We start from the raw sequence: 21,686 nt of genomic DNA, 5'->3' as shown, positions 1-21,686 counted from the left end.
GCTATTTTCCACGCATGACCACCGCCACCGCACCTGCCAAGGGCCTTGCCACCCGCGAACTCATCCTGGAACACGCCTACGAACGGGCCCGCGTGGGTGGGCTGGAAGGCCTGTCGATCGGCACGCTCGCCACCGACGTGGGGATGTCCAAAAGTGGACTGTTCGCCCACTTCGGTTCACGCGAGGACCTGCAGCTGGCGGTGCTGGACTCCGCGGCCCGCCGCTTCATGGCCCATGTATTGGTGCCGGCGCTGTCCGCCCCGCGCGGCTTGCCGCGCCTGCGCGCGATCGTCGCCCAGTGGTGCGAGTGGGGCCGCATGCACAAGAGCGGCTGCGTGCTGCTCACCGCCGCGGGCGAATACGACGGCCGCGAAGGCGCGCTGCACGACGCGGTGGTGGCACAGCAGGCCGGGTGGCGCGGCGAACTGGAAAAGGCGATCGGCCAGGGCGTCGCCGCGGGCCACCTGCGGGCCGACACCGACGCGGCCCAGCTCGCCTTCGAGATCTACGCGCTGATGCTCGGCCTCCACCACGACGCTGGCCTGTTCGGCTTCGAGCAGGCGAGCCAGCGCGTCCACGCCGCCTTCGAGCGCCTGTGGCGCAGTTGGCAACCTTGAGGATCGACCCATGTCCACCGTGATGCGCCGCCCCGGCCTGGCCGCCCGCTTCAAGCTCGCCACCGTCCGCACCAGCTTCGCCCTCGGCGGCCGCCTGGCGCCGGGGCGCACGGCCGACCGCGCCGCGCGGCTGTTCGCCACGCCGTTCGCCAGCAGCCGCGTTCGCGCCCAGGCCGCCAGGCCCGATCCGGCCATGCGCCGCGAGACGCTGTCGATCGACGGCCAGTCCATCGCCACTTACGTCTGGGGCAACCCGGCCACGCAGCCGTACGTGCTGCTGGTGCACGGCTGGTCGAGCTTCGGCCTGCGCTTCCTGCCCTGGGTCGAACGCTTGCGCGCCCTCGGCTACGCCGTGGTGACCTTCGACCAGCCCGGCCACGGCCTGAGCACCGGCGACTACTGCACGCTGCCGGAGTTCGCCGACACCGTGCGCGCCGTGGGCCGCCATTACGGCGATGCCGAACTCGCGATCGCCCATTCGCTCGGCGGCGCAGCCGTCGCGCTGGCCCAAGGCGAATGCTGGCGCGCCCGCAAGCTGGTGCTGATCGCGCCGGCCGCCGACATGCACGCCGCCGCCACCCGCTACTTCCGCTTCGTGCACCTGGGCGAGCACCTGCGTCGTCCCTTCTACGCCTGGCTGGTCAACCGCACCGGCATCAGCGTGGACGAGCTGCAGATGCACCGCCACGTCACCGCACTGGGCCAACCGGGCCTGATCGTGCACGACCTGGACGACGCCGACGTGCCCTGGGAGGAGGGTGAGCGTTATGCCCGCCACTGGCCCGGCGCGCGGCTGCTCACTACGCAGGGGCTGGGCCACCACCGCGTGCTCGATGCGCCGGGGGTCATCGAATCCGCGCTCGCGTTCGCCCGCGGCGAAAGCGTGGGCGAGCGAGTCGTGGCCTCGGCGAACCTTCCCTTCGGCATCGCCTGAACAGCTACGCGCCCACGTCGAAATCATCTCGCCGACTTGAGCCTTGCTTCACCGCAGCTCGCGCAGAGTCGGGCAGGCGTGGCGTCCTGAAGGCGCGCGCCTTTTCGTTTTCCGAAGGAGATGACCTGTGAAAAGCGAAAAATCGCTCAAGATCGCGTGCGGCGCCCTCGCGTTCGCGCTGTGCGGAATCGCAACCACGGTATCGGCGCAGCAAGCCGCGGGATCCGCTACGGCGGATGCCGACTTCCAGGCGATGGACCAGGACCATGACGGTCGCGTCACGCGCTCGGAGTTGCCCAAGGACATGGTGTTGTTGCGCACGCGCTTTTCGACCTACGACCAGAACCAGGACGGCAAGCTGGACGCCCAGGAATTCGCCGCGGCCAAGGTCGCCATGAAGGGAGCCGGCAACGCAATGGACAGCGGCACGCCGCCACGGCACGACAACCCGCCAGAACACTGACTGCGCGGTCGGGCCGGGCCGTCACGGAAACTGCAGGCAACCGGCGAGCCTGCGGAGGGCCTCTTCGGCGGCCCGCGCATCGACGCCGCCGTAGCCCAGGATGACGCCGCTTCGACGGCCGGGTCCCCGGTAGCACTGCGACAGCGGTCGTATCGACACACCCACCCGCGCGGCGCGGCGTGAGAGGGCAATGTCGTCCATGCCCTCGGGCAGCAGCGCCGCCAGCTGCATGCCCGCCTCGGCGCCAATCACCTGCAACCGGCCCGGCAGATGCCGCTCGATCGCCTTGAGCAACGCCGCGCGCCGCGCCGCATACAGTGCGCGCATGCGCCGGATGTGCCGGGCAACATGGCCCTCGCGGAGGAAGTCGGTCATCGCCCGCTGCGGCAGCATGGGCGAGCAGGTGTCCAGCGCATCGCGCGCGGCGCGGAACGCGGGCACCAGGTCCTTCGGCACCACCAGCCAGCCCAGCCGCAGGGCAGGGAACATCACCTTGCTGAAGGTGCCCACGTAGATCACACGCCCATCCGCATCCAGCCCCTGCAGCGACGGCACCGGTTTGCCCCCGAAGCGGTACTCGCTGTCGTAGTCGTCCTCGACGATCCAGCGGCCCTCGCGCGCTGCCCACTGCAGCAACTGCATGCGCCGTGCGGCGCTCATCGTCACGCCGAGAGGAAACTGGTGCGACGGGGTGACGTAGACCATGCGCGCGTCCGCGCCGCGGCGGATGCCTTCGGCCACGTCCAGCCCGTCCTCGTCGACCGGCACCAGCACGGCCTTGGCGCCGACCGCGGCCAGCGCCTGGTGCGCGCCGGGATAACCCGGCTCTTCCATCCACGCACTGTCGCCAGCGTCCAGCAGTACGTGGGTGCACACCTGCACGCCGTGCTGCGCGCCGGTGGTGATCATCACCTGCGAGGCGTCGGCCCGCACCGCGCGCACGGTGCGCAGGTAATCGGCGACCGCCTCGCGCAGCGGCAGGTAGCCCAGCGGATCGCCGTAGACCAGCGATTCGGTGTCCACGCGGCGCGCGTGCCGGCTGAGCAGGCGCGCCCACACGTCGTGCGGGAACGCATCCAGCGCCGGCAGTCCCACGCGGAAGGCGCCCTGGCTCTCCAGCCAGGTCTGCTCCGGACCGGCCATTGCCATCGCGCGCGCGGCAACGTGCCGGGCCGGCGATGCCTCGGGCAGGGACGCGCCGCGCCGACGCCGCGGCTTCGGCGGCGCATCCAGCGGAATCGCGCCGGCCACGCACGTGCCCGCACCGGTGAATGTCTCCAGGTAACCCTCGGCATGCAGCTGCTCGTAGGCGCTGAGCACCGGCAACCGCGAGACTTTCAGTTCGCCGGCCAGCGCCCGCGTGGACGGCACGCGCTGGCCCGGCTGCAGCTGCCCCTCGACGATGGCCCGCCGGAACCAGTCCGACAATTGCCGGTAGATCGGATCGCCACCGTCGAGGTCGAGCGCGATCGGCGGCAGCAGGCTGGCGGATACGCGTCGCATGGGCAGCTCCCAAGTGGTCATGCTGGATCATAGCGAAGTGGCTATTCGCGCGAGCCACTGTGACGCCTAAGGTGCGAACCGTCACGAAGCACGGTGGAGGCGTTGGCGTGGGCATCGAAAGGCAATCAACCGCACGGATCGGCCTGCGCGCGCTCGTCGGCGTCCTCGCCTGGCTCGCGGCGACCGCGGCGTGGGCCCAGGACGCGGACGTGTCGCGCCAGTCCCGCGACGACGCCTGGTGGACCGGCCCGATGCTCGCCAACTCGGCCGAAACGCTGCCGCGCGGCCACATGCTCATCGAGCCCTACGTCTACGACGTACAGACCCGCGGCAACGACGGCTTCGGCTCGCGCGCCTACGTGCTCTACGGCCTGACCGACGACCTCACCGTCGGCGCCATCCCGATCATCGGCTACAACGGCCTGCACCACGGGCCGAACAGTTCCGGCGTCGGCGCAGGCGACCAGATCCTGCAGGCGCAGTACCGCCTCACGCGCTTCCACGAAGGGAGCTGGTTCCCCACGCTCGCCATCATGCTGCAGCAGGCCGTGCCCACCGGCCGCTACAAGCGCCTGGCACGGACGGCCGACGGCATGGGCGCCGGCGCCTGGGCGACCACGCTGGGCCTCAATGCGCAGAGCTACTTCTGGATGCCCAATGGCCGCATCCTGCGCGCGCGCTTCAACGCCACCTGGACCTTCGCCCGCCATGCCGACCTCGATGGCGTCAGCAGCTACGGCACCGGCCCCGACTTCCACGGCCGCGCCACACCGGGCGATGCGTTCTACGTCGCCACCGCGTTCGAATACAGCCTCACCCGCCGCTGGGTGCTCGCGCTCGATCTCACCTACAGCCGCAGTGACGCCACCCACGTCGCGGGCTACGACGACCCGCTCGGCCTGCCGGCGACACCCGTGCGCGCCAGTTCCGGCCGCAGCGAGGCGTTCGGCTTCGCGCCGGCCATCGAATACAACTTCAACGCGAACGTCGGCGTGCTGCTCGGCGTGCGCGTGATCCCGGGTGGACACAACGTCACCCGCTCCGTCACGCCGGCGATCGCGGTCAACATCGTCCACTGAAAAGGACTGTCGCCATGAAACGCCTGCTGCTCCTCCTCGCGATGTGCGCCGCCGCTGCCGCGGCCTGTGCCATGACCACTCACACTGCCGCGCGCGATCCCCTGGCCGCGGCCCTCGCCGACCCCGCCCGGCCCGCGGCCGACCGGGCGCAGGACGCCGATCGCAAGCCAGGCGAGGTGCTGGCCTTCGCCGGTATCCATCGTGGCGACGTGGTGGTCGACCTGATGCCCGGCGCCGGCTACTACACGCGGCTGTTCAGCCGCCTAATCGGTCCCACTGGCAAGGTCTACGCGCTGGAGCCCGCCGAAATGGCGAAGGCCGCACCCGATCCGCTCAAATCATTGCAGGCCTTCGCCGGCAAGGGCGAGTACGCCAACGTGGTGGTGCTGGTGCAACCGGTGAACACACTCGCGGCGCCTGAGCCGGCCGATGTGGTGTGGACCTCGCAGAACTACCACGACCTGCACGACCCGTTCATGGGATCGCCGGACGTCAGTCGCGTCGACAAGAGCCTGCTCGCCATGCTCAAGCCCGGCGGCGCCTTCGTCGTGCTCGACCACGCCGCCGCCCCCGGCAGCGGCTTCGCGCGCACCGACGACCTTCACCGCATCGACCCGGCGGTGGTGAAGCAGGAAGTCATCGGCGCCGGCTTCCAGTTCGTCGCCGCCAGCAATGCGCTGCGTAACGTCGCCGACGACCACGCCGCCGCCGCCTTCGACCCGAAGATCAAAGGCCACACCGACAAGTTCCTGCTCAAATTCCGCAAACCACGCTGAGCCGACACGCCCGCCTCTGCTCCCTCTCCCCGCCGGGGAGAGGGCTGGGGTGAATGGCCAAGGCTTGCGGGCAAACCAGGCCGAAGCACGCCCTATCCGCTCCCTCTCCCGCCGGGGAGAGGGCTGGGGTGAATGGCCAAGGCTTGCGGGCAAATCCGGCCGAAGCGTGTTGTATTAGCTCCCTCTCCCCGCCGGGGAGAGGGCTGGGGTGAGGGGCCAAGGCTTGCGCGTAAACCCGGTCGAAGCGGGTCGTAAAGGGCCAGGTCGCGAGAACTCCCACGCAAACCGCGCCTGCTCCGCTGCCCGATCCACTCGTCTGAACGCCGCGCCCGCGGCCCCACCGACGCACCGCTGCCCGAGCTAGTGGCCACCCCGACTCCCCGCGCCCTTAACCCCGATCCACTAGAATCAAGCGGTTCAGAGCACACCGATGTCGGAGTCCCCATGAGTTCCCCCGCCAGCCACGTTCCCGCCACCGCCGCGCAGGCCGAAACCACCCCGCTGCGTTTCGTCACCGCCGCCAGCCTGTTCGATGGCCACGACGCGGCGATCAACATCATGCGCCGCATCATCCAGAGCCAGGGTGCCGAGGTGATCCACCTGGGCCACAACCGCTCGGTGGAAGACGTCGTGCGCGCCGCGCTGCAGGAAGACGCCGACGCCATCGCGCTGTCCTCCTACCAGGGCGGCCACGTCGAGTACTTCAAGTACATGGTGGACATGCTGCGGGAGCGCGGCGCCAGCCACATCCGCGTGTTCGGCGGTGGCGGCGGCACCATCACCCCGGAAGAAATCCGCGAGCTGCAGGCCTACGGCGTCGAGCGCATCTACCACCCCAACGACGGGATGAAGATGGGCCTGACCGAGATGATCGAGGACGTCATGCAGCGCACCCGCGCCGCCCAGGCCCAGCGCCTGAAGGCCGAGCAGCCGGGCGTGCCGCAGGTCGACATCGACGACGAGATCTCCGTCGGTCACATGCTCACCGACATCGAGGAAAGCCGCCTGGGCGAGCCGGAACTGACCCGCCTGCGCAAGGAATGGGACCTGGCCGGCCGCAAGACCCCGGTGCTCGGCCTCACCGGCACCGGCGGCGCCGGCAAGTCCTCGGTGGTGGACGAATTGCTGCTGCGCTTCCTGCACGCCTTCCCGGAAATGCGCATCGCCGTGCTCGCGGTGGACCCGACCCGCCGCCGCTCCGGCGGCGCGCTGCTGGGCGACCGCATCCGCATGAACTCGCTGCGCTCCCACCGCGTGTACATGCGCTCCATGGCCACCCGCCGCCAGCACATGGCCACCAACGAGGTGCTCAAGGACTGCATCGCCTTCCTCAAGAGCCAGCCCTACGACCTGGTCATCGTTGAAACCGCCGGCATCGGCCAGAGCGACTCGGAGATCGTCGACCTGGTCGACTTCCCGATGTACGTGATGACCTCCGACTACGGCGCCGCCAGCCAGCTCGAGAAGATCGACATGATCGACTTCGCCGAGCTGATCGTGCTCAACAAGTTCGACAAGCGCGGCGCCGAAGACGCCCTGCGCGACGTGCGCAAGCAGTGGAAGCGCAACCGCACCGCCTTCGCCCTGAAGGACGAGGACGTGCCGGTCTACCCGACCATCGCCAGCCAGTTCAACGACCCGGGCGTGACCTGGATGTTCGTCAACCTCTGTCGCCTGCTGCGCGAGAAGGTAAAGAAAGGAAAAGGGGGTCAGAGTCCCTTTTCGGACGAAGGTGCAAGCAAGAACGGGGCAGGCGGGCCGAAAAGGGACTCTGACCCCCTTTTCCTTTCCTCCCCGAACTGCGACTTCCAGCCGCAGCTCGACACCAGCCTCAAGGAACCGCGCGCCACCGTGCTCATCCCCGGCAGCCGCGTGCGCTACCTCGCCGAGATCGCCGAGCAGGGCAGGGGCATCAACAGCTCCATCGCCCGCCAGGCCGAAGCCGCCAGCAAGGCGCAGCACTACTACGAGTCGCTTAAAGAGTTGGGCGACGAAGCGCTGCCCAAGCCGCTGGACCGCTACCCGGTCGACCAGCTCAAGGCCGAGGGCGACCGCACCCTGACCCTGCTGCGCGAGCGCTACAACGAAGCGGTGAAGGAACTCTCCGCCGAATCCGTGCACCTGCTGCGCGACTGGCCGGCGCTCCGCGAATCGGTCACCAAGGACGTCAACGAATACCAGGTCCGCGGCAAAACCATCCGCGTCGAGAACTACCGCGAATCCCTGAGCCACCAGAAGATCCCCAAGGTCGCCCCGCCCAAGACCGACAGCTGGGGCGACCAGCTCCTCTTCCTCGGCAAGGAAAACCTCCCCGGCCACTACCCCTACACCGGCGGCGTCTACCCCTACCGCCGCACCGGCGAAGACCCCACCCGCATGTTCGCCGGCGAGGGCACCCCGGAGCGCACCAACCGCCGCTTCCACTACCTGAGCCAGGGCGGCGCCGCCACGCGCCTGTCCACCGCGTTCGACTCGGTCACCCTGTACGGCGAAGACCCGGCCCCGCGCCCGGACATCTACGGCAAGATCGGCAACTCCGGCGTCAACATCGCCACCCTGGACGACATGAAGAAGCTCTACTCCGGCTTCGACCTGTCCGCGCCGACCACCTCGGTCTCCATGACCATCAACGGCCCGGCGCCGATGATCCTGGCGATGTTCATGAACACCGCCATCGACCAGAACGTGGAGAAGCACCTCAAGGCCGACGCCGCCCGCTGGGCCGAGGCCGAGAAGGCCATCGCCAAGCTCTACGAAGGCCGCCAACGCCCGCGCTACTCCGGTGAGCTACCCAAGGGCAACGACGGGCTGGGCCTCGGCCTGCTCGGCGTCACCGGCGACCAGCTCGTCGACGCCGAGACCTACGCCCGCATCAAGCAGGAGACGCTGCAGGCCGTGCGCGGCACCGTGCAGGCCGACATCCTCAAGGAAGACCAGGCGCAGAACACCTGCATCTTCAGCACCGAATTCGCCCTGCGCATGATGGGCGACATCCAGCAGTACTTCGTCGAGCACAAGGTCCGCAACTTCTACTCGGTGTCGATCTCCGGCTACCACATCGCCGAAGCTGGCGCGAACCCGATCAGCCAGCTCGCCTTCACCCTCTCCAACGGCTTCACCATCGTCGAGTACTACCTCGCCAGGGGCATGCACATCGACGACTTCGCGCCGAACCTGAGCTTCTTCTTCAGTAACGGCATGGACCCGGAGTACACCGTCATCGGCCGCGTCGCCCGCCGCATCTGGGCCCGCGCCATGCGCGAGCGCTACGGCGCCAGCCCGCGCAGCCAGATGATGAAGTACCACATCCAGACCTCCGGCCGGTCGCTGCACGCGCAGGAGATCCAGTTCAACGACATCCGCACCACGCTGCAGGCGCTCTACGCGCTGTTCGACAACTGCAACAGCCTGCACACCAACGCCTACGACGAAGCCATCACCACGCCGACCGAGGAAAGCGTGCGCCGCGCCGTGGCGATCCAGATGATCATCAACAAGGAACTGGGCCTCAACTTCAACGAGAACCCCTGGCAGGGCAGCTACGTGGTCGAAGAGCTGACCGACCTGGTGGAGGAGGCGGTGTACAAGGAGTTCGAGGCGATCAGCGAGCGCGGTGGTGTGCTTGGCGCCATGGACACCATGTACCAGCGTGGGAAGATCCAGGAAGAATCGCTGTATTACGAGCACAAGAAGCATGATGGGTCGTTGCCGCTGATCGGGGTGAACACCTTCCTGGCCAAGGAGCACGGCGGGGAAGTGGCGACCGAGATCGAGCTAATTCGCTCCACGGAGGAGGAGAAGGGGCAGCAGATTGCGAACGTGCGGGCGTTCGGGGAGGCGCGGAATGGGTTGGCGCCGGAGAGCCTGAAGCGGTTGCAGCAGACGGCGCGGGAGCGGAGGAACGTGTTCGAGCAGTTGGTCGAGGCGGTGAAGTACAACTCTTTGGGGCAGATCAGTCACGCGTTGTATGACGTGGGTGGGGAGTATCGGCGGAATATGTGACGGTTGATCAGGATGTCTTCTGAATTAAATCCGAATAATGGAGCTGCGGTGAAGGCAACTAACGCAAAAATCGAAATTTCGCCGATCCAGAAGGATCTTGCGGACGCGCAAATTCGTGAGAAACAGAGCGAAGTTAAATACGATCTGCGCGACTTCACCGTTGAGCACATTGTCACAAAGTTCGTGGCTGATGAGTTCTACGTTCCCGAATATCAACGCGCACAGGTTTGGACAAACGACAAGCGTAGCCGCTTTGTTGAGTCGATCTTTCTAGGGCTTCCCATTCCCATGATGTTCCTGGCGGACATGGAAGATGGGAGGTTCGAAGTTGTTGATGGTGTTCAGCGCATGGGCGCACTTGAAGCTTTCACCAGCGGAGACCTTGAGCTTTCAAAACTGGAGCGTCTTCAAGCCTTGAATGGCTTCCGCTTTGCAGATGTTCCCTTGGCTCAACGACGCAAGTTTTTGGCTCGCGCGCTTCGTTTGGTCGTTCTGGAAGAATCTACGACTTTCGAAACTCGCCAGGACATCTTCAATCGCGTAAACACAGGGGGGGAATCCGCAAGGCCCAGCGAGGTAAGGAGGGGGGCGTACCAGGGCGCGTTCATGACCTTTCTTGAGGGCTGCGCCGAAGATCCAAGATTCCGGCGACTTTGTCCCATTACGCCGTCTCTGGTGTCGAGGCGTGAGCCGCTAGAGCTTGTACTGAGGTTTTTTGCGCTGTCTGAACGTTACAAAGCCTTCCGGCACGATGTTGCCGGTTTCCTTGATGAGTTTCTAAAGGACCATCGAGAGGAATTTGAAGAGCAAAGGTTTCGCTCTGAGTTCGACCGGATGCTTGACTTTGTACAAAAATTCTTTCCTTACGGATTTGCAAAATCCGCAATAGCAAAGACTACCCCAAGGGTAAGATTTGAGGCCATTGCGGTCGGCGTTAACCTCGCATTACGGGCACGGCCCGAGCTGATACCAACTTCCATGGATTGGCTGGAATCAGACGAGTTTAAGGAAAAGACAACTACGCACGCCAGTAATTCAGGGCCACGCATGCGCGGTCGCATCGAGTTTGTACGAGATAGCTTGCTTGCCGCTGCGGCATGAGTGGCCCGTTGCTAGATGAGTTTAAGCTTCGCAAGGTCGAGGTTGACCTGTGGTTCGGCGTACTTCGGTCTCAAGAGGCTCGTGCCACCGGGCGGCGTAAAAGCAATGCCGCGGAAGCGAAGTTTAAACTCTTAAAGGCGGGTACGTTCTTGGTTTTGTACAACTTGACCGAGGCGACTGTCCGCATCTGCGTAGACGCTTTATGGGATCGAATAAAGGAACAAGGGATCCCCGTGGTTGATCTCAAACCCGAGGTCAGAGAGTTGTGGGTTGGATCCAGGTTTCGGCAGGCAGGGGACGCGTTTTCCGCGTCTGGAAAAAAGTATCGCGATGAGGCGATAGCGATTCTGCGGGATGTTATCGGTAGTAAGCCGGCTGAGGCGCGGTTTCGCACGCTAAGTGGCGGCGGAAACTTGGATCAATTTGCAGTGCTCGAAATTTGCAGGTCGCATTGCCTTCGCTTTCGTCCACCTCTTCGATCACGTGCTGGGGCAGATTTAGCCACCATCAGAGACAGGCGCGTTCAATTGGCGCACGGCTTAATGACATTTGACGAGGTAGGCGCAGGCTACACGACCAGCGAGTTGGAACAATTGAAGTCGCGCACGGTGGCCTATCTAGAGTCGTTCGTCAGGCAGTTTGAGAGGCATGTTTCCCGAGAGGGGTTCAAGCTCTAGATGCCGAACTTGCCTGTTCCTTCCCAGCCAGCGAGCTGCCTGCGGGGGACCCTGGGGCATCGGTGCCGGAAATCGATGAAACCGGGTTGGTGGATTCCTAGAGGGTTGCCCAAGCGAAGGCGTGTATGAAGCTTTTCAGGTCCGCACAGCTTGCCGTGGCGCAGTACGTGGGTTCTCATCAAACGACCCGGTCCTGTCTGGATGCTCTGTCGCGTCTCTTGGCTTCGTCGGCTGCGATCGAACGTGCTCTTCTGCTGTCTGCCGAGGGACGCCACGGCTTCTATATTGCGGGCAACGATCCGGAGCCGATATTTGTGCGCTGCGGCTTCGCCTCTGGCTACTCCGGCGAAGGAACTGCCGGTCTTTCCATAGCACTGCATCTTCTCGAACGCTTCGGAGTCGATGTCGAAGAGGTTGTGGTGTCGTCGTACCTCTTGCATCGGCTGGACGAGAATCGCCTCACGAATGCGGACGTGAGGTCCATCTTGCAAGCGCCAATCGTCAGGCCGACTCGGATTTGGGACTATCGATACGAGGGGTTGCAGGGGCGAGGGCCTGCTGAGGCAGCGATGCGAGAGCAGTTCACACCGTGCGTCCCATGGTCAGTGGTCGACGAGCGCATTGTCGACTTGGCGCTGGCGTTGGAGCGAGACCCCGACAAGGCCGTTTTTGAAGCGTTCCGCAGGCTTGAGTCAATTGTCGCGAGGCGTGCCGGGCTACCTATCGGTACCTCTGGCAAAGAAGTGTTTCGTAAGGCTTTCCGGGGCTCCGGCGCTTGTCTTATATGGAACGGATTGCCTGCCGGTGAGGTCGAGGGGCGCGCTCAGCTGTTTGAAGCTTCATTTCTGGCTTTTCGCAATCCGCTTGCTCATCGTGAAGAGCAGCGCAACGTCTATCAAGCCTATCGAGAGTTCTATCTGGTCAACGAACTCTTCTTACTGGAAGGGGAAGCCGTTCCCGCGAGCGCTGTCGTTGGCGGCGATTAACCTGGGTCAAGTACGCCGCGGACCCGGTGGGCCGAACTGGCACGACAACGCTCGGGAAGGGGCGGTCTCCATTCCGGGGTCTGTTACCTTGGTAGTTATCACTTTTCCTCTCAGGAGGCGGCATGCTCGGCCCGCAAATTCTCGTCAGGACGCTCAGTATCCCAACGCGGCGAGGGAAAGCTCAGGGCGCGTGGCAGTATCACCCACGTAGTGACGTCCACTCGAAGATTGCGTGCTGGACGTTGCTTCTCGATTGCCTGCTCGAGTGTGATGCCCTTTACGAAGATGCGCGCGCTGGCAAGATCGGCTTTGCCATCAACCACCTGATGGTGGGGCCCATCAACAAGACACTCGATCTCGTGCTGACTCGGGTCCCGAGAAGCCGTGGAAGCCTAGGAGGTCGACGAACTTTCCTTGACGTAGGAAAGAGTTATGGCATCGCTCTGACAGCCGAAGAGGAAGGGCTGCTCGCCGAGGTAGTCAGCGTCCACGAAGAAACCAGGAGTGACGTTTCAGAGGTCGCGGTGGCGGTCGAAGCAAAGGCCTGCATGACCGATCACATCGGAGCGTTGCCGAGGCTGCATGCGGAGATCTTGGCGACGGGGTATCTGGCCAAGCGCGCGGCGCCGGAATGTACGGTTGTCTCGTATACGCTGGTCAACACTGCGGAAACCTTCAGGTCTGGTGCCGACAGTCCCAAGAAGATGCGTCAGCCCGAAAGCGCGAAGGCCGTACTGAACATGCTTGCCGCCGCGGTGCCGCTCTGCAGGGATCATCACGGTCTTCTTGGTTACGACGCGGTTGGAGCCTTATCGATTGCGTGCCGCAACGACGGTACGCCGGTGACTGTATCTACCGGCGAGTGCTCCCCTGCCACAGATAGCTCGATTCACTACGAACGAATGGTCCGTCAGATTTGTGCTGCTTATCGCAGAGGCGCAAGGCGGTAGCCCCAGCCCAGGATTCTCTTTTGCACCTTTGTGATGTAAATTGGTGCAAAGAGTGCTGGAGCGATGACGTGCAAAAAACTCGAATTGCAGCGAAGCCCCGAATCGGCACGGACGACATTACTCGAGCGTCCGTGAGCTTTCCTTCTGGCATCTACGCCGAGCTGGAGCGTATTGCAGCCGCTAAGAAGGTATCGGTCGCTTGGGTGGTCAGAGAGGCGGCCGAGCGTTACGTGGTCGGGGAGGCCGACCTATCGACGGCCAGCTCCCGAGGTCGCAAGTGAGCCGGCAGTCCGCCTCTCGTTCTTCCGTAAGCCAGGTCGAGTTGCCGCTTCGGCTTGAACAGAAGAAAAGTGGCGCCTCTGATGAGGTACCGGATGGGGTCGTACACCGCGTAGCCGGCCTCTTTGCCGGAATCGGCGGGGTGGAACGTGGTTTAGCTCGAGCCGGGCACGAGGCTTTGTTTTTTTGCGAAAACGACCCGGGCGCCATGGCGGTCCTGGAGGATCGCTTTTCGCATGTTTCGCTGCATGACGACATACGCACACTGAAGCGAGTCCCCGATGGCACCTCGCTCGTGGTTGCGGGCTTCCCTTGTCAGGATCTCTCGCAGGCTGGCACTACGAAAGGTTTGGCGGGTGCACGGTCCGGTCTTGTCGGTGAGGTGTTTCGTCTAATCGAGAAGCACCGTACGTCCTGGGTGCTCCTCGAGAATGTGCCGTTCATGCTTCAGCTCGGGCAGGGCGAGGCCATGCACGTAATTACTAGCCGCTTGGAGGCGCTGGGGTACCGATGGGCCTATCGGGTGGTGGACTCGCGTGCGTTCGGTCTCCCGCAAAGGCGCCGGCGTGTCTATCTCCTCGCAAGCTTAGAGGGGGATCCGCGCAACGTACTTTTCGCTGACGAAGCGGGAGCGCAACCTGAGCCGCTGCTCAACGGGCACCCTGTTGCCTGTGGCTTTTATTGGACGGAAGGGCTTCGAGGCCTTGGGTGGGCCGTAGACGCGGTGCCGACACTGAAGGGCGGGTCGGGGATAGGCATTCCGTCGCCACCGGCTATCTGGATGCCCGACGGAAGTTTGGTGACTCCAGACATCCGTGATGCCGAGCGGCTCCAGGGGTTTCCGGCGAACTGGACGCGCACAGCTGAAACAGTCGTCAAGAAGGGAGCGCGTTGGAAGCTGGTCGGTAACGCCGTGAGCGTGCCGGCAGCTGTCTGGATCGGTCGTCGAATGCGGAAACCCGGCCGACTGCTCGATCTCCCTGTGATGCCAATGCAAGGGCATCGAAAGTGGCCAACCGCCGCCTGGAACGTCGGGCAAGGTAGGCACGTCGTTTCGATTTCGGAATGGCCGATGCGGAGAGCCACGCCGCCACTCAACGAGTTCCTGAAATACGCTGTAGTACCGCTTTCGGCGAAGGCGACCGGGGGATTTCTTGAGAGGACACGCCGAGCCAAGTTGCGGTTCCCCCATGGTTTCATCCATGCGGTGGAGCGCCATTTGGCTACTGTCTCCGGGTGAGCTCGAAGGTTCCCCCTCGTGTCCCAGAAAAGACAAGACAGTCCGTTCAAAAATGCCGGTCTTCGTGTCCGGGGCCTACGGACGACTTTGGATCGTTCGGAGGTAATGTCGAAAGTCCGCCAAGCTGGGACAAAGCCGGAGCTCGCTGTTCGGGCAGCCCTGAAATCGCTGAGGGTTCGCTACACCATCGATAACCGTGACCTCCCCGGGTCGCCAGACTTGGCCAACCGTAGAAAACGGTTTGTAATCTTCGTACACGGATGCTTTTGGCATCGCCACATTGGATGTTCCCGTACCACAACTCCAACGCGTAACAGGGAGTTCTGGCTACAAAAGTTTGAGGCGAATGTTGATCGCGACGTACGAGCGACCGAAGCTTTAGCACACGCGGGCTTTCGGGTTCTGACCATCTGGGAGTGTGAAGCGCTGGACGCATCTAGGCTTCTTGAGATTTTGTCCAGGTTTTTCGACGCAGAGAGCGAGCTATAGATCAGCCGGCACGCGCTAACAACACGTGCGTACACTGCAAAAACCCGAGCCAGAGTGCACTTTCCTGACATCGCAAAAACCCGAGCCAGAGTGCACTTTCCTGACATCGTACGGCTGTCCTCGCTGATAGCGAGGCGCGAAGAGGATGCCGCAGTCTTAAGGCTTTCGCGTTTGGGGAGTGCCCATGCCACGCCAGCCAAGGCTCGATCTGCCGGGGATCCCTCAGCACGTCGTGCAGCGAGGCAACGATCGGCAACCCTGTTTCTTTGAGGAGACCGACTACCTGCGTTACCTGCAGGAGCTGAAGGAACTCGCCCTGCGCAGGCATTGCGCGGTGCATGCCTATGTGTTGATGACCAACCACGTGCATCTGCTGCTGACGCCCACCGGGTCCGGGCAGGTAGCGGCGCTGATGCAGGCGCTCGGGCGAAGGTACGTGCGCTATATCAACGATCGCCACCATCGCACTGGAACGCTGTGGGAGGGGCGCTACAAGGCGTGTCCCGTGGACCGCGAGAGCTATCTGCTGCACTGCTACCGCTACATCGAACTCAACCCGGTGCGCGCCCGCATGGTCGAGGGTCCCGATGGCTATCGCTGGTCGAGCTACGGCGCCAATGCGCACGGTAGACCTGACCCGCTGGTCACGCCGCACGCGAACTTTTTCTCCCTGGGCCGTGATGCGGAGTCCCGGCAGAGTGCTTATCGCGAACTGGTGAGGCAAGCCATCTCGGATGACGAACTGACGGCCATACGTCTGCACCTGCAGCGCCAGCATGCGTTAGGTACGGACCGCTTCCGCGCAGCCATCGAAGCGCAACTGGGGCGGCGTGCCGGCCCAGCGAAGAGTCGGTCGTCCAGGAAAAGGCTCGGAAAGTGCACTCTGACCCGGCTTTTGGCGTCAACGCGCGGCCTGCGTCACCCGCCACACCACGTTGCCCACGTCGTCGGCGATCAGCAGGGCCCCGTCCCGGTCCTGCGCCAGCCCCACCGGAGCGCCGTACAGCTCCGACTCGTCCGGCGAGTAGAAGCCGGTGACGACCGGCTGGGGCTTGCCGACCGGGCGGCCCTGCGGGAAGGCGACGAAGGTCACGCGATAGCCGCTCAATGGCCGGCGGTCCCAGCTCCCGTGTTCGCTGATGAAAGCACCGTCGTGGTACTGCGCGGGCAGGGCGTTGGCCTGCGTCATCAGCAGCCCGAGGGGCGCGACGTGCGAGCCGATCGCGTAGTCGGGCACGATCGCCTTTGCGACCAGGTCCGGCCGTGGCGGCTGCACCCGCCGGTCGACGTGCTGGCCCCAGTAGCTGTAGGGCCAGCCGTAGAAGCCGTGGTCCTGCACGGAGGTGAGGTAGTCGGGCACGAGGTCGGCGCCGATCTCGTCGCGCTCGTTGACGATCGTCCACAGCTTGCCGGTCTGCGGTTCCCACTGCAGACCGGTCGGGTTGCGCAGGCCCGAGGCATAGATGCGGCTGGCGCCGGTCGTCGCGTCGACCTCGAGGATGTCCGCGCGACGGTATTCCACCTCCAGGCCGTTCTCGGTGATGTTGCTGTTGGAGCCCACGCCGACGTAGAGCTTGCGACCGTCCGGGCTGGCGAGCAGCGCCTTGGTCCAGTGGTGGTTGACGGTGTCGGGCAGGTCGGTGAAGGGCTGGGCCGGCGCGGCGATGTGCGTTTCGCCCGTGGTGTAGGGGAAGGTCACGATGCCATCGGTATTGGCCACGTAGAGGGTGTTGCCGATCAGCTGCACGCCGAAAGGCGAGTTCAGGTGTTCGATGAAGACGTGCTTCTCCCACGCTCCATTGCCACCGGCGGGCCGCAGCAGCGTGATCCGGTTGCCGCCCTTGGCCCCCTTGCCCGAGCCGTTCTTGATCTTGCCGGCAATCAGTTGCTTGGGCGTGGTCAACTCCTCGGTTCCCGGGCTGTTGGACTCCACCACCAGCACGTCGCCATTGGGGAGGGTATAGAGCTGGCGCGGGTGCATCAGGCCGCTGGCGATCTTGGCGATCGCCAGGCCCTGCGCAACCTTGGGCGTCTGGCCTTCCTTCCAGCCCACGCCGTTGGGCACCTTCATCGGAGGCAGCAGGAAGTTGCGTGGCTCGGGCAAGGGGGGTTTGCCGTTGCCCGATTGCTCGGCCATGGAATAGGACGCCTTGTCGCCGCACCCGCCCAGCAGCCCCACGCAGGCGAGCGCGAGAAGGCCTGGACCCAGAAGCTTGTTCATGCCCGGACCTCCCCGGTGCGATAGGGGGCGAGCGCCGTGACCACCTGGGCGATCACCAGCAGCAGGACGGTGCATGCGGACAGCCATACGTTCGCGGGAACCACGCCGTAGGCGTCCCGCGAGTGGACGAAGGCGTTCAAGATGGCGAGCACGACCGCCACCAGGTTGAGCCAGAAGTCCAGCTTGTCGGCTGGCAGAGCGAACCGGCGACCGGTGATCCAGACCTGCACGAGGTTCACCAGCCGCGGAATGATCGCGAACAGAAGCCCGATGGTCACCAGCCAGGCGGCTGCGTGGACCCACAGGATGGTGGCGGTCTTCGCGTAAAGGATGTCGAAGATGAGCGTGGCGACGAAGCAGCCGTAGGGGATCGGGTTGAGTACGTCGTAGACGGCATTGGCCACGAAGGAGCGCTGGGGTGGGGCACGGTAGCTCATCGGCTGGGATCTCCTCGGGTGGCGCGATCCATCCTTGCGTACGGGCGACGGGCCGCGGGCATGGACAGTCGTGCGAGCGTAGACGCCACGACGTCGAGTGCATGGGAAGCCGACGTGAGCTGGCAGCGATATACGCCTTGGCCCAGGGCTCCTTTCCCGGGAGCGGGCTTCTCGACCAGACGTCGATACCAAAAAAGGGGGCAGGTTGGGCTGGCCCGCGGCGGCATCGACGTACGGGTCAACAACGCCAGTGGCTCCCATCGCGCACTCGGCAAGGCCATTGAGAGGATCACGCGCATCGCCGCTTAAGCAGCACATCAGTGCGTAAGAAAGAGGCCGGCTCAAGCTGGACTTTTTCCGGGCGAGCCGCCCAACCGGGATCGAGCACACGAAAACGGCGAGGCTTGCGCCTCGCCGTTTCCCATCAGGCCGCGGTTACGCCGCGAGGGCTTCCGGAACATTGACCTTGTCGATGCCGTGGATCACACCGTTGCTCGTGGCGATGTCCGGCGAGGTGATCTGGGCGCCGTCCACGCTGACCTTGTCGCCGGTCATCTTGATCGGAGCTTCCTTGCCGGCGATCGTCCTGGCGGACGTCCACTTGCCGATGTCGGCGAGGAGCTTGCTGCCCTTCAGGACGTGGTAGTTGAGCAGCGAAACGAGTTCTTCCTTGTTCCCGGGCTGGAAGAGCGTTTCCAGGCGGCCGGCCGGCATCTTGTCGAACGCGGCGTCGGTCGGCGCGAAGACGGTGAAGGGGCCGGTGCCGCGCAGGGTGTCGATCATGCCGGCGCGTTCGAGGGCCTTGCCGAAGGTCTTGAACGAGCCGTTGGCGGCGGCGGCGTCGACGATGTTCTGGTTGCTGTGGGTTTTGGTCATGGTGGTCATCAGGTTCATACCTTTGAGGAACGATCCGCAGAGACACGGAATCGCGGGCGGCCGAAGCCGGACTCCTGCCTGGGGCAGGGGGCGATAGGCTCAGTGCGGGTGGGGAATGGGACGTGCTGCGCGGCTGAGTGGCCGTTACGACCTTGCGTCGTAGTGCCAGTGCAGGATGCGCGCCGGGGCGTGAGGCGGGTGTTATCCGGGACCGCGGAGCATGAACGGGACGAGGGTCCTGTTCATCTGGGGTGCCAAACCAGAACTCGGGATCTGGTTCGCGCGGTGGGGACGATACCTGGCGAGTACCCCGATGGCTGAGCCGATCCCGATCACGTTGGCAGTCCGCGCAAGCAGTATCCGCGCCTTGGGCCTGCCCGGCCTCAAGGCTGCCGGCGTATCGGCGTTGTTCGATGAAGCCCTGACGCCCGGGCGGGACGAGGAGGTCCGCCCCTACCTGCAGCAGCGCGCCCTGGGGTGGCATGCGCGGGGTGGCCTAAAGCCTTCGTCGTGGGCGCGGCTCGAGCAGAAGGACGGCAGCGCCGCCGCCCGCTTTAAGGTTTGACCAGCCGCAGTGTCATCCGGTCCGATTCGCCGATCGCCCGCATCTTCGCGTGTTCGCTGTCATCCCCGGCGAGGTCGGGCAGCAGGCGGTGGACGTTGATGTCCTCCGGGTCCTTGGGGTTGGCGTTGATCTCGGAGACGCCGTCCAGGCGGAAGCCGGTCTTCAGGGCCAGCGCGATGAGGTAGTCCTCGGGGATCCGGTGCAGCTCGCGGGCGCTTTGCCGTGCATCGGCGAAGGGCCTGGCGCGGTGCTCGACGATGCCGAACACGCCTCCGGGCTTGAGTACGGCGAACGCGGCCTTGAAGGCCGCGGCGAGCGTGTCCGGTCCCTGGTTGAGCCAGTCATGGGTGTTGCGGAAGGTCAGGACCATGTCGGCCGAGCCGTCCGGGCCAAGCCGGACTTGCCCGGGCGGCGCGAAGTCCACCATGGGGCCGACCTTGCCGTACACGGTCGGCATGGCCTTGAGCTTGGCGGTGAACGCGCTGGCGCCCGGCGAGGTGGCCTCGATGAGATGCCCGTGCGCAGCCAGGTAAGGCGCGAGAATCTCGGTGTACCAGCCGCTGCCCGGTGCCAGTTCGACCACGGTCATGTCGGGCTTCAGACCGAAGAACTGCAGGGTCTGCACCGGATGCCGGTAGACGTCCCGTGCCTTGTTGGCGTCGGAGCGCCAGCTGCCGGCGGCTGCCTGCTGCAGCGAGGCTGCGGCGGGCGTGGCGGGTGCCGCAGCCACGGCGGTGGTGGCCACGGCGGCCAGCACCACGCTGGCCAGCCAGGGGATCGATCGGCGGTTGTGCAGCACCATGGCTCGGGCCTCCCTTGTTGGCATCGGGGCCGGAGCCTACTCCCTGGCGCGTGCGTACGAAGTGTCCGGCCGCCGCGCGGGTCGGACGCGAGCGCCACGCATGGAGGCGATCTCCGCTCAAGGGAAGCCGCCAGGGGTCACGTCGTTCACGCTGCTTGGAGCCGGCCCGGCCAGCCATGGACGTCGGTCGTGCTGGCTTGCCGTGGGTAAACCGGACCCCATTGGCGTGCCATGCACCAGCCGGGTCGGGGCGACCCCGGGTCAGATGGAGTGAGGGCCCTTCACCCCCAAGGCAAACTATTCGCGCAACAACTGCGCCGCCTGCACGCCCCACTGCGCCGCATCCTCGATACCGACGATCCGGTCCCCGCCGTCTTCCAGCGTCAGCACTTCGGGCTCGAGCGGCTCGCCCTCCGGCACGGTGCAGATCAGCCGCACGGTCGGGGTGAGCGAGCTGCCCGCGCTCTGGCCAAGCACCACGGCGAGCCGGTCGGAGGCCAGCCGCACCACGGTGCCGGCGGGATAGATGCCGACGAGCTTTACGAAGGCGTGGAAGATGTCGCGGTCGAAGTGGCCTTCCTGCCACTCGGCCATCCGGCGGATCGCGTCGGCCGGTTCCCAGCCGCGCTTGTACGGGCGGTCGGAGGTGATCGCGTCGTACACGTCGCAGATCGCGCCCATGCGGGCGACCTGGCTGATCGCGTCGCCGCCCAGCCTGTGCGGGTAGCCGCTGCCGTCGGTCTTCTCGTGGTGGTGCAGGCACACATCCAGCGCCACCGGGCCCGCCGCCGACTCGCGCCGCAGGATGTCCCAGCCGATCTCCGGGTGCTGGCGTACCGAGGCCCACTCCAGCGGCCCCAGCCGGCCGGGCTTGTTCAGCGTCGCATCGGGGACGCCGACCTTGCCGATGTCGTGCAGCAGCCCGGCGAGCCCGAGCTCCGCCAGCGCCGCGCCCTCGAAGCCGAGGCGCCGGCCCAGTGCCATCATCAGCGCGGCGACGGCGACCGAGTGCAGGTAGGTGTAGTCGTCCTTGTTCTTCAGGCGAAGCACGCTGAGCAGGGCGGCCGGGTTGTGCGCGATCGCGCGGTCCATCTCATCGATCACGCTGGCCAGGTTTTCGACGGGCAGCGCCCGGCCCATCCGCGCGTCGTCGAAGAGCGCCCGCGCGGCGGCCTTGGCGCGGTCGCGGAGGGCTTCGGCGCGGACGACATCGTCGCCGAAAGCCGTGCGCGGCGCGTCCGGTCGGGGCGGCTCGGGCGACCAAGGCGGCGGCTCATCCTCGGGTCGGGATACCGACGATGCCGGCGCCGGTTCGTCCGCTCCCTTGCTGGTATCGATCCAGATGCCTATCGGGCCCATCGCGTGCAGCCGTTCCAGCGTCGGCGCATCGGCCACGCGGAAGGCGCCGAGCCAGAACGGATGGTCCCGCCAGCGTCCATCGATCCGCCGTACGTACATGCCCAGCGTGGCCTGGGTGGCGGGAATCTTTGTCAGCGGCGACTTCATGTCTCTGGGTGCTTTCTGCGCTGGTCGGACGAGTGTCGGCATTCTGGGGAGCAGGGGCTGCCCTTTGCGGGAGGCAGGCCTTCGGTACGGAACGCCAAAGGCGGATATCGGCCGGACGCCGGCTAGCTTGAGCGCGGCGGGAAGGGCGGGCGCCTGTCGCGGGTCGTCGGTTGATGCGTGGCC

At 65.3% G+C, this 21,686-nt stretch carries 20 protein-coding genes and 1 pseudogene; 15 read left to right on the top strand and 6 right to left on the bottom strand.

What is annotated here, in order from left to right:
* Positions 1 to 14 precede the first annotated feature (14 nt).
* From ACFWZ4_RS04125 to ACFWZ4_RS04115, 3 genes are all read left to right on the top strand, one after another.
* Positions 15 to 617 carry a TetR/AcrR family transcriptional regulator gene (locus ACFWZ4_RS04125; protein WP_439703449.1) on the top strand — a complete coding sequence of 201 codons (603 nt, stop codon included), beginning with the start codon at positions 15 to 17 and terminating at the stop codon, positions 615 to 617.
* Positions 618 to 627: 10 nt separating this feature from the next.
* Positions 628 to 1,551, top strand: a complete 924-nt coding sequence (locus ACFWZ4_RS04120; protein WP_439703448.1) for an alpha/beta fold hydrolase — start codon at positions 628 to 630, stop codon at positions 1,549 to 1,551.
* Positions 1,552 to 1,678: 127 nt separating this feature from the next.
* Positions 1,679 to 2,014 (top strand): hypothetical protein, encoded by a 336-nt coding sequence (locus tag ACFWZ4_RS04115; RefSeq protein ID WP_439703447.1) that lies wholly within the window; start codon positions 1,679 to 1,681, stop codon positions 2,012 to 2,014.
* A 21-nt stretch (positions 2,015 to 2,035) separates the two neighbouring features.
* Here ACFWZ4_RS04115 and ACFWZ4_RS04110 read toward each other — a convergent pair whose 3' ends face one another.
* Positions 2,036 to 3,517, bottom strand: coding sequence for a PLP-dependent aminotransferase family protein (locus ACFWZ4_RS04110; RefSeq protein ID WP_439703446.1), 1,482 nt, complete (start codon positions 3,515 to 3,517; stop codon positions 2,036 to 2,038).
* A gap of 107 nt (positions 3,518 to 3,624) precedes the next feature.
* Here ACFWZ4_RS04110 and ACFWZ4_RS04105 point away from each other — a divergent pair, with 107 nt between their 5' ends.
* The 11 genes and pseudogenes from ACFWZ4_RS04105 to ACFWZ4_RS04055 all read left to right on the top strand — a co-directional run.
* On the top strand, positions 3,625 to 4,596 hold the full coding sequence (locus ACFWZ4_RS04105; RefSeq protein WP_439703445.1) for a transporter: 972 nt from the start codon (positions 3,625 to 3,627) through the stop codon (positions 4,594 to 4,596).
* A gap of 14 nt (positions 4,597 to 4,610) precedes the next feature.
* Positions 4,611 to 5,372 carry a class I SAM-dependent methyltransferase gene (locus ACFWZ4_RS04100; RefSeq protein ID WP_439703444.1) on the top strand — a complete coding sequence of 254 codons (762 nt, stop codon included), beginning with the start codon at positions 4,611 to 4,613 and terminating at the stop codon, positions 5,370 to 5,372.
* A 444-nt stretch (positions 5,373 to 5,816) separates the two neighbouring features.
* The gene (locus ACFWZ4_RS04095) at positions 5,817 to 9,374 is read left to right on the top strand and encodes a methylmalonyl-CoA mutase family protein (protein WP_439703443.1); all 3,558 of its coding nucleotides are present in this window, start codon (positions 5,817 to 5,819) and stop codon (positions 9,372 to 9,374) included.
* Between the two features lie 12 nt (positions 9,375 to 9,386).
* The gene (locus tag ACFWZ4_RS04090) at positions 9,387 to 10,475 is read left to right on the top strand and encodes a DUF262 domain-containing protein (RefSeq protein WP_439703442.1); all 1,089 of its coding nucleotides are present in this window, start codon (positions 9,387 to 9,389) and stop codon (positions 10,473 to 10,475) included.
* Positions 10,472 to 11,152 carry an MAE_28990/MAE_18760 family HEPN-like nuclease gene (locus ACFWZ4_RS04085; protein WP_439703441.1) on the top strand — a complete coding sequence of 227 codons (681 nt, stop codon included), beginning with the start codon at positions 10,472 to 10,474 and terminating at the stop codon, positions 11,150 to 11,152. The genes ACFWZ4_RS04090 and ACFWZ4_RS04085 overlap by 4 nt, the downstream gene beginning before the upstream one ends.
* Positions 11,153 to 11,277: 125 nt before the next feature.
* Complete coding sequence (locus tag ACFWZ4_RS04080) at positions 11,278 to 12,138, top strand: TIGR02391 family protein (protein ID WP_439703439.1); 861 nt, start codon at positions 11,278 to 11,280, stop codon at positions 12,136 to 12,138.
* Between the two features lie 122 nt (positions 12,139 to 12,260).
* Positions 12,261 to 13,088 (top strand): hypothetical protein, encoded by an 828-nt coding sequence (locus ACFWZ4_RS04075; RefSeq protein ID WP_439703438.1) that lies wholly within the window; start codon positions 12,261 to 12,263, stop codon positions 13,086 to 13,088.
* A gap of 68 nt (positions 13,089 to 13,156) precedes the next feature.
* Positions 13,157 to 13,369 carry a ribbon-helix-helix protein, CopG family gene (locus ACFWZ4_RS04070; protein ID WP_439703437.1) on the top strand — a complete coding sequence of 71 codons (213 nt, stop codon included), beginning with the start codon at positions 13,157 to 13,159 and terminating at the stop codon, positions 13,367 to 13,369.
* The gene (locus ACFWZ4_RS04065; protein ID WP_439703436.1) at positions 13,366 to 14,607 is read left to right on the top strand and encodes a DNA cytosine methyltransferase; all 1,242 of its coding nucleotides are present in this window, start codon (positions 13,366 to 13,368) and stop codon (positions 14,605 to 14,607) included. Before ACFWZ4_RS04070 ends, ACFWZ4_RS04065 begins: the two co-directional genes overlap by 4 nt.
* 18 nt (positions 14,608 to 14,625) lie before the next feature.
* Positions 14,626 to 15,096, top strand: a complete 471-nt coding sequence (locus ACFWZ4_RS04060) for a very short patch repair endonuclease (RefSeq protein WP_439703435.1) — start codon at positions 14,626 to 14,628, stop codon at positions 15,094 to 15,096.
* 184 nt (positions 15,097 to 15,280) lie between these two features.
* Positions 15,281 to 15,586, top strand: a pseudogene (locus ACFWZ4_RS04055) (transposase); the annotation flags it as partial.
* 411 nt (positions 15,587 to 15,997) lie between these two features.
* Here the strand turns inward: ACFWZ4_RS04055 and ACFWZ4_RS04050 are convergent.
* From ACFWZ4_RS04050 to ACFWZ4_RS04040, 3 genes are all read right to left on the bottom strand, one after another.
* Positions 15,998 to 17,317, bottom strand: coding sequence for a PQQ-dependent sugar dehydrogenase (locus tag ACFWZ4_RS04050; RefSeq protein WP_439703434.1), 1,320 nt, complete (start codon positions 17,315 to 17,317; stop codon positions 15,998 to 16,000).
* Complete coding sequence (locus ACFWZ4_RS04045) at positions 17,314 to 17,754, bottom strand: DUF2231 domain-containing protein (protein ID WP_439703433.1); 441 nt, start codon at positions 17,752 to 17,754, stop codon at positions 17,314 to 17,316. The genes ACFWZ4_RS04050 and ACFWZ4_RS04045 overlap by 4 nt, the downstream gene beginning before the upstream one ends.
* A gap of 435 nt (positions 17,755 to 18,189) precedes the next feature.
* The gene (locus tag ACFWZ4_RS04040) at positions 18,190 to 18,639 is read right to left on the bottom strand and encodes a fasciclin domain-containing protein (RefSeq protein ID WP_439703432.1); all 450 of its coding nucleotides are present in this window, start codon (positions 18,637 to 18,639) and stop codon (positions 18,190 to 18,192) included.
* A gap of 304 nt (positions 18,640 to 18,943) precedes the next feature.
* Here ACFWZ4_RS04040 and ACFWZ4_RS04035 point away from each other — a divergent pair, with 304 nt between their 5' ends.
* Positions 18,944 to 19,195, top strand: coding sequence for a hypothetical protein (locus ACFWZ4_RS04035; RefSeq protein WP_439703431.1), 252 nt, complete (start codon positions 18,944 to 18,946; stop codon positions 19,193 to 19,195).
* Here ACFWZ4_RS04035 and ACFWZ4_RS04030 read toward each other — a convergent pair.
* The gene (locus ACFWZ4_RS04030) at positions 19,185 to 19,997 is read right to left on the bottom strand and encodes a class I SAM-dependent methyltransferase (RefSeq protein WP_439703430.1); all 813 of its coding nucleotides are present in this window, start codon (positions 19,995 to 19,997) and stop codon (positions 19,185 to 19,187) included. The two genes, ACFWZ4_RS04035 and ACFWZ4_RS04030, sit on opposite strands and share 11 nt — an antisense overlap.
* A gap of 297 nt (positions 19,998 to 20,294) precedes the next feature.
* The gene (locus ACFWZ4_RS04025; RefSeq protein ID WP_439703429.1) at positions 20,295 to 21,503 is read right to left on the bottom strand and encodes an HD-GYP domain-containing protein; all 1,209 of its coding nucleotides are present in this window, start codon (positions 21,501 to 21,503) and stop codon (positions 20,295 to 20,297) included.
* Positions 21,504 to 21,686: the final 183 nt, after the last annotated feature.

Source organism: Frateuria sp. GZRe12, from assembly GCF_051900535.1.
Taxonomy (GTDB): domain Bacteria; phylum Pseudomonadota; class Gammaproteobacteria; order Xanthomonadales; family Rhodanobacteraceae; genus Frateuria_A.
This window is presented reverse-complemented; position numbering and strand designations above follow the sequence as displayed.

Bases quoted from the DNA above. Each gene is read 5' to 3' on its own strand.
- ACFWZ4_RS04090 (WP_439703442.1), top strand. From the start codon at position 9,387: ATGTCTTCTGAATTAAATCCGAATAATGGAGCTGCGGTGAAGGCAACT.
- ACFWZ4_RS04025 (WP_439703429.1), bottom strand. From the start codon at position 21,503: ATGAAGTCGCCGCTGACAAAGATTCCCGCCACCCAGGCCACGCTGGGC.
- ACFWZ4_RS04120 (WP_439703448.1), top strand. From the start codon at position 628: ATGTCCACCGTGATGCGCCGCCCCGGCCTGGCCGCCCGCTTCAAGCTC.
- ACFWZ4_RS04080 (WP_439703439.1), top strand. From the start codon at position 11,278: ATGAAGCTTTTCAGGTCCGCACAGCTTGCCGTGGCGCAGTACGTGGGT.
- ACFWZ4_RS04050 (WP_439703434.1), bottom strand. From the start codon at position 17,317: ATGAACAAGCTTCTGGGTCCAGGCCTTCTCGCGCTCGCCTGCGTGGGG.
- ACFWZ4_RS04045 (WP_439703433.1), bottom strand. From the start codon at position 17,754: ATGAGCTACCGTGCCCCACCCCAGCGCTCCTTCGTGGCCAATGCCGTC.
- ACFWZ4_RS04035 (WP_439703431.1), top strand. From the start codon at position 18,944: ATGGCTGAGCCGATCCCGATCACGTTGGCAGTCCGCGCAAGCAGTATC.
- ACFWZ4_RS04095 (WP_439703443.1), top strand. From the start codon at position 5,817: ATGAGTTCCCCCGCCAGCCACGTTCCCGCCACCGCCGCGCAGGCCGAA.
- ACFWZ4_RS04030 (WP_439703430.1), bottom strand. From the start codon at position 19,997: ATGGTGCTGCACAACCGCCGATCGATCCCCTGGCTGGCCAGCGTGGTG.
- ACFWZ4_RS04040 (WP_439703432.1), bottom strand. From the start codon at position 18,639: ATGACCACCATGACCAAAACCCACAGCAACCAGAACATCGTCGACGCC.
- ACFWZ4_RS04110 (WP_439703446.1), bottom strand. From the start codon at position 3,517: ATGCGACGCGTATCCGCCAGCCTGCTGCCGCCGATCGCGCTCGACCTC.
- ACFWZ4_RS04085 (WP_439703441.1), top strand. From the start codon at position 10,472: ATGAGTGGCCCGTTGCTAGATGAGTTTAAGCTTCGCAAGGTCGAGGTT.
- ACFWZ4_RS04100 (WP_439703444.1), top strand. From the start codon at position 4,611: ATGAAACGCCTGCTGCTCCTCCTCGCGATGTGCGCCGCCGCTGCCGCG.
- ACFWZ4_RS04125 (WP_439703449.1), top strand. From the start codon at position 15: ATGACCACCGCCACCGCACCTGCCAAGGGCCTTGCCACCCGCGAACTC.
- ACFWZ4_RS04075 (WP_439703438.1), top strand. From the start codon at position 12,261: ATGCTCGGCCCGCAAATTCTCGTCAGGACGCTCAGTATCCCAACGCGG.